The organism is Microcystis sp. M53603_WE2, assembly GCF_030065435.1.
Genome location: NZ_JASJFF010000851.1, coordinates 1 through 5,625 on the forward strand (window position 1 = coordinate 1; position 5,625 = coordinate 5,625).

Genomic DNA, 5,625 nt, shown 5'->3' on the forward strand with positions numbered 1-5,625 from the left:
CTTGTTCCCCACTTAAGCCCAACTATCGGCACTATTCGTTCATTAAACACTAATTGTCAAGATGCCATGTAATCTTTCCTATCAAAGTAATTTCAGTTCCGGTGCTGATTCGGAGCATCTTTCAATTTGACAACGCCAAAAATGGGTTCTTCGTTACTTGGTATGGTTCTATAGGGTGGCATAAATCGACTAAATCCTTATCTGGTAAGAGACTTAATTGATTAGAACGTAGGTTGGGTTGAAGTATGAAACCCAACGCCCGCATGGGTTACGCTACCGCTAACCCATCCTACAAATAATTGTGCCTCCCTACTTAGTTAGTTATAAATAGTTGACTAGACAAAAAATGTCGATATAATAAATGGTTATGCGGTAACTCTCGCTATTTTTAGCCTTGATTGTAAACCCTAGATAGTTTAATCGATCGCCCCTTAATAAAATGGCAATACAAACAACCTTTGCAGAGATTCTAGAAGCAGCCGAGCAACTTTCTCTTGAAGATCAAGAAAATCTCATTCATATTTTACAGAATCGTCTTCGAGATCAAAAAAGAACAGAGTTGATTAGAGATGTTCAAGAAGCTCAACAAGAATTTGCACAAGGTCAATGTCAACCCCTGACACCTGAACAAATCATGGAGGAAATCCTTTCCTGAATTTTGTTTTATTACGCTCCAATATATTTATTAGAAATGCTCGAAAAATTGTGAAAAAACAGGCTTTTTTAGTTCAAAATATCCAAGAAACTTTAGCTTTATTATCCGTAGATCCATTTCAACCTCGATTAAGAACACACAAATTAAAAGGGGAGCTTAAAGATTCTTATGCTTGTAGTGTCGGCTATGATTTAAGAATTGTCTTTAAATTCGTTGAATATGAGCAGAAACAGGCAATTCTTTTAGAGTCAATTGGGACTCACGATGAAGTTTATTAGTGCGGATGATTATTGCGCTCAGTTTGGAGAAACCGAAACAGAATCAAGATAAAAAACCCTAAGATGCTTCATTAACAGATATTTCAGCTTTTTTGAGCGCAATTTGCCATTCTAAGTCGGCTATTTCTCGATCGAGTTCGGCAATTTCACTATTAACTTGCTTTAAATCGGCGATAATTTCTTGTTTACTGCGTTTTCTACCGTAGATAGCCAGTTCATCCTCTTGTAATTTCTCAAGGATAGAGTCTAGGGAACCGGTTAAATCGGCCGAGGGACTATCCATAATACCTAGACGCATCAATACCTGTACCGCTTTGACAACGTCTTGCTGATAGGCTTCTCTAGAGGGGTAATCTTGGGGGTTTTTGAGATTTAAAGCGTCAATGATATTCATATTTCAGGTTATGAAGGTTAAATGCGAAACTGTGATTATGTCACACTTATATACCTCAAGTTTCTAATAAATTCCCTAACAGGGATGGCAATATCTTTTATTTTAGAGTAGAAATGCTTGATTGTCAGTAGCGGTTATTGCTTTACAACAATCACAAATTTTTGTCTGTTACAATTTATACAAAATGTTCTGGGATTACCCCGACTGAAAACTCAAATCCGATTAGTGATCACTGATCACTGATTGCTGATAAGATTGTTACGAAAATATAAACACGAAATTCTATAGTTAGCCATGACCCAAAACGGAAGCTCGAAGTCGATCGTTGTCTCTCCCTCGATCCTATCGGCGGATTTTAGTAAATTAGGAGCCGATATCGAGGCTGTGGATAAGGCAGGAGCCGATTGGATTCACGTTGATGTGATGGATGGTCGTTTTGTCCCGAATATCACCATTGGACCCCTGATTGTCTCCGCTATTCGTCCCTATACGAAAAAACCTTTAGATGTGCATTTAATGATCGTCGAACCGGAAAAATATGTGGCTGACTTTGCGAAAGCGGGTGCTGACATTATTTCTGTTCACGCTGAACATAATGCTTCTCCCCACCTCCATCGTACTCTTTGCCAAATCCGCGAACTCGGTAAACAAGCGGGTGTGGTATTAAATCCCTCCACTCCCCTAGATTTAATCGAATATGTGCTGCATTTGTGCGATTTAGTCCTAATTATGAGCGTTAACCCCGGTTTTGGTGGCCAGAGTTTTATCCCGGAAGTTGTCCCCAAAATCCGTCAATTACGTCAAATGTGCGATGAAAGAGGCTTGGATCCCTGGATTGAAGTGGATGGCGGCTTAAAACCGGCTAATACTTGGCAAGTTCTCGAAGCGGGTGCCAATGCGATTGTAGCAGGTTCGGCGGTATTTAATGCCCCCGATTACGGGACGGCGATCGAAGGTATCCGTAACAGCAAACGTCCCCAACCTCAATTAGCCACCGTTTAATTGCCGCGGGGGTGGGTTAGCTGTTGACTAATTAGGGTCTGCTGAAAAAGTTTTTTGTGGGGACAGGGTGTGGGGTGTGGGGTGTGGGGTGTGGGGTGTAGGTTTTTACTGATTCCCATCTGGTCAATTACCTAATTTTCAGAGAAAAAGTCCCGTAATTTTCCCACGATCACTCCCATAACTGGTACTTTTTGATTGACAAAAAGTCTAAAAGTCTTACCCAACAAGGTTTTTAGATTTATTCAGCCGGCCTTAATTATCTTAGTATTGGCACTAACCCACTCTGCTGATTTGTTCTAAAACCTGCTGCCATAAACCGGAATTAGAGACGGCTAAAACTTCGCTAGAATCAGCTTTTAGGGGATTACCTGACCAATCGCTAATTATTCCGCCCGCACCTTCAATAATCGGGATTAAAGCACAAAAATCGTAGTATTTCAGGTCTGATTCTAGGATTACCATCGGCATGGCAGTGCAGCCAGTGGCTAACATCATATAGTTATAACAATCACCCCCAAAAGCGGTACGTTTACAGACGCTTTGCAGCTGACGAGCGATCGCTTGTTGTCGTTCTGTGATAAACATTAAGGGAGTGGTGGAGGCTAAACAGGCATTTTTTAAGACAAGTTCCCGATCCTGACGGTAGGGATTAACAATCATCCGGTTATTATAAAGACTGGCTTTTCCCTTCACTCCTAACCAGCGATCGCCTAAAATCGGTTGATCGACAATTCCTAAAATCGGTTGATTTTCTGCCACTAGGCCGATTAAAGTCCCAAAAATCGGCAATCCTTTGACAAAAGAGGATGTGCCATCGATGGGATCTAATACCCAATAACGACCACTTTGGGAGGGAATATTAGCTCCTTCTTCCCTAATAACGCCATCTTCAGGCAATTCTCGCCGAATAATCGCCACCATCGCCTCCTCAGCTTCTTGATCGGCGATTGTTACTATTGAGGAAACTTGCTCGAGTTTTGTCTCGGTTTCTAGATGGGGCTGCCGAAAATAGCGCCGGATAATCTCTCCAGAAGTGTCCGCTAATTGATGAGCTAGTTGGATAGTGCGATCGATATTCATCAATAAAAGTTATCCATACAGGAAAACAATAATGTTTATTTATGGGAAAGGGGAGATGGGGAATTATGAATTATGAATTATGAATTATCAGTGGGGAGGTGGGGAGGTGGGAATTATGAATTATGAATTATCAGTGGGGAGGTGGGGAGGTGGGAATTATGAATTATGAATTATCAGTGGGGAAGTGGGGAGGTCGGGGATTTAGCGGAAATTTACCTATCACCCTCAATCTCTATTGCCTCTTGCATAGTGCGAGCGATATTCATCAATAAAAGTTATCCATACAGGAAAACGATAATGTTTATTTATGGTAAAGGGAAGTGGGGAATTGGGGAAGTGGGGGAAATTTGCCTATCACCCTCAATCCCTATTGCCGCGTCGAAGCTAGAACTATCAGTGGGTAACAGTTTGATTTTGACTCCATAATTAAATTAGTCAACGATCGACTCAATCTCAAGACGAGAAAAAATTAATCTATTTAGGAGTTTAGCTGATGACGGCTTTTACGGAAAATGACCTAAAAAGGTTAGAAAATCTGATTATCAATGGACAAAAAGCGATCGAAACTCGTTTAACCTCTTTGGAGAATGGACAAAAAGCGATCGAAACTCGTTTAACCTCTTTGGAGAGTGGACAAAAAGCGATCGAAACTCGTTTAACCTCTTTGGAGAGTGGACAAAAAGCGATCGAGAATAGCGTCGGAGAGATCAAAAGAGAAATTCAGGTCTTAGAGATAGGACAGACGGAAATTAAGGGAGAAATCAGGACTTTAGACGCAAAAATCACCGGTTTAAATGAAAGAGTGCAACTCATCGAGGCATCCGTGGGAAAAATTCCCGATTTAGCCGAAAAAATTGGGGAGGTAAAAAACTGGAAACAGATCGGTATATCGATTGTGACTGCTTTTGTGGGTGGGGTAATTGGTTGGTTAATTCGGGGAAAATAAAACTAGGCAATGTAACATAGTATTAAGCATTTGTATATTTTTATTAATTTTTATGGAACAGACAGCTTTAAATCTGATCGCGATTACCGTTTTTTCGATCACTCTTTCCGTATTTGTCACCCCTTTGCTGTCTATTTCGCCTTTTGTCCCCGCTTTAGCTACTTTTAGCCTCTTGGGATTAGTTACCGTTGATACTCTCACCTTTAATAACCGAGGCGTGACTTTACTACTGGATGCTCTTTCTCCTAGTAAACACCGTCAAAGAGTTATTCACCACGAAGCCGGACATTTTCTCACCGCTTATATTTTAGGCATTCCGATCGCCAGTTATAGTTTGACCGCTTGGGAAGCCTTTCGTCAAGGCCAGGAGGGAGTCGGCGGTGTTCAATTTGAACTAGCAGATTTAGAGCAAAAAGTCAAGAACTTTACCGATTTTCCCGCTTTTTTAGAGCGAATTTCTACGGTGTGGATGGCGGGAATTGCTGCCGAAACCTTAGTTTATGGTAAAGCGGAGGGGGGAGAAAGCGATCGATTTTATCTGCAATCGGCCTTAAAATTAGCGGGGGTTTCCGAGAATAATTATGCCCAAAAAGAGCGCTGGAGTTTATTACAGGCAAAAACTCTTTTAGAAAAACAACAGACTGCCTATCAAGCTTTAGTGATAGCTATGGAAAAAAGGGCCAGTGTGGAAGAATGCTGTCGGGTGATTAGTGAAAGTTTAGTATAACGGGAAAAGTAATCAGGGATGAATTTGATGTTTTCCCCGTTAAATTATCAATCCGATCAGCGATTAGCTTTAATTGTGCGCGGGGCAGTACAAGGGGTCGGTTTTCGTCCTTTTGTTTATCGATTAGCAACGGAATTAAACTTAGCCGGTTGGGTGAATAACACAGCAGCGGGAGTTTTTATTGAAGTCGAGGGCAATCGAGACAAACTAGAAACTTTTTTGACTCGATTATCTTTAGAAAAACCACCTCAATCGCTAATTGAAAATATTGAGACTCAATGGTTAAATACCGTCGGTTATCAAAACTTTAGCATACGTCCTAGCAGCGGCGGTGAAAAGAATACAATTGTTCTGCCAGATTTAGCCACTTGTCCCGATTGTTTAGCCGATATTTTTGACCCGAATAATCGTCGTTATCGCTATCCTTTTACTAACTGCACTAACTGCGGTCCTCGCTACAGTATCATCGAGAGTTTACCCTATGATCGCAGTGCCACAACTATGAGGGGTTTTAATCAGTGTCCCGAATGTCAAAGGGAATAC

General features: G+C 41.2%; 11 protein-coding genes. 7 read left to right on the forward strand and 4 right to left on the reverse strand.

What is annotated here, in order from left to right; genetic code table 11:
• Positions 1-121: 121 nt before the first annotated feature.
• Positions 122-256, reverse strand: coding sequence for a hypothetical protein (locus PX481_RS18025; protein WP_288027816.1), 135 nt, complete (start codon positions 254-256; stop codon positions 122-124).
• A gap of 183 nt (positions 257-439) precedes the next feature.
• Between PX481_RS18025 and PX481_RS18030 the strand changes: the two genes are divergently transcribed.
• On the forward strand, positions 440-655 hold the full coding sequence (locus tag PX481_RS18030) for a hypothetical protein (protein WP_002759295.1): 216 nt from the start codon (positions 440-442) through the stop codon (positions 653-655).
• Complete coding sequence (locus PX481_RS18035; RefSeq protein ID WP_002782273.1) at positions 652-933, forward strand: type II toxin-antitoxin system RelE/ParE family toxin; 282 nt, start codon at positions 652-654, stop codon at positions 931-933. The genes PX481_RS18030 and PX481_RS18035 overlap by 4 nt, the downstream gene beginning before the upstream one ends.
• Before the next feature lie 58 nt (positions 934-991).
• On the opposite strand, the gene PX481_RS18040 is transcribed toward PX481_RS18035, so the two are convergent.
• Positions 992-1,327: a hypothetical protein gene (locus tag PX481_RS18040; protein ID WP_002759287.1), complete on the reverse strand. Its 336-nt coding sequence runs from the start codon at positions 1,325-1,327 to the stop codon at positions 992-994.
• 294 nt (positions 1,328-1,621) lie between these two features.
• Between PX481_RS18040 and rpe the strand changes: the two genes are divergently transcribed.
• Positions 1,622-2,329, forward strand: coding sequence for a ribulose-phosphate 3-epimerase (gene rpe / locus PX481_RS18045; protein WP_002759286.1), 708 nt, complete (start codon positions 1,622-1,624; stop codon positions 2,327-2,329).
• Here rpe and PX481_RS18050 read toward each other — a convergent pair.
• Together PX481_RS18050 and hisN are read right to left on the reverse strand one after the other, a co-directional pair.
• The gene (locus PX481_RS18050) at positions 2,326-2,448 is read right to left on the reverse strand and encodes a hypothetical protein (RefSeq protein ID WP_283159992.1); all 123 of its coding nucleotides are present in this window, start codon (positions 2,446-2,448) and stop codon (positions 2,326-2,328) included. The two genes, rpe and PX481_RS18050, sit on opposite strands and share 4 nt — an antisense overlap.
• Positions 2,449-2,602: 154 nt before the next feature.
• The gene (gene hisN / locus PX481_RS18055; protein ID WP_288095315.1) at positions 2,603-3,409 is read right to left on the reverse strand and encodes a histidinol-phosphatase; all 807 of its coding nucleotides are present in this window, start codon (positions 3,407-3,409) and stop codon (positions 2,603-2,605) included.
• Positions 3,410-3,531: 122 nt separating this feature from the next.
• Here hisN and PX481_RS18060 point away from each other — a divergent pair, with 122 nt between their 5' ends.
• From PX481_RS18060 to PX481_RS18075, 4 genes are all read left to right on the forward strand, one after another.
• The gene (locus PX481_RS18060) at positions 3,532-3,681 is read left to right on the forward strand and encodes a hypothetical protein (protein WP_155120390.1); all 150 of its coding nucleotides are present in this window, start codon (positions 3,532-3,534) and stop codon (positions 3,679-3,681) included.
• 221 nt (positions 3,682-3,902) lie between these two features.
• Positions 3,903-4,355: a coiled-coil domain-containing protein gene (locus PX481_RS18065; RefSeq protein WP_002759283.1), complete on the forward strand. Its 453-nt coding sequence runs from the start codon at positions 3,903-3,905 to the stop codon at positions 4,353-4,355.
• A gap of 52 nt (positions 4,356-4,407) precedes the next feature.
• Entirely contained in the window at positions 4,408-5,082 is a 675-nt protein-coding gene (locus PX481_RS18070) for a hypothetical protein (protein WP_002759281.1), read from the forward strand.
• 27 nt (positions 5,083-5,109) lie between these two features.
• Positions 5,110-5,625 (forward strand): acylphosphatase (locus PX481_RS18075; RefSeq protein ID WP_288095318.1); only part of this gene is annotated, 516 nt, incomplete at its 3' end.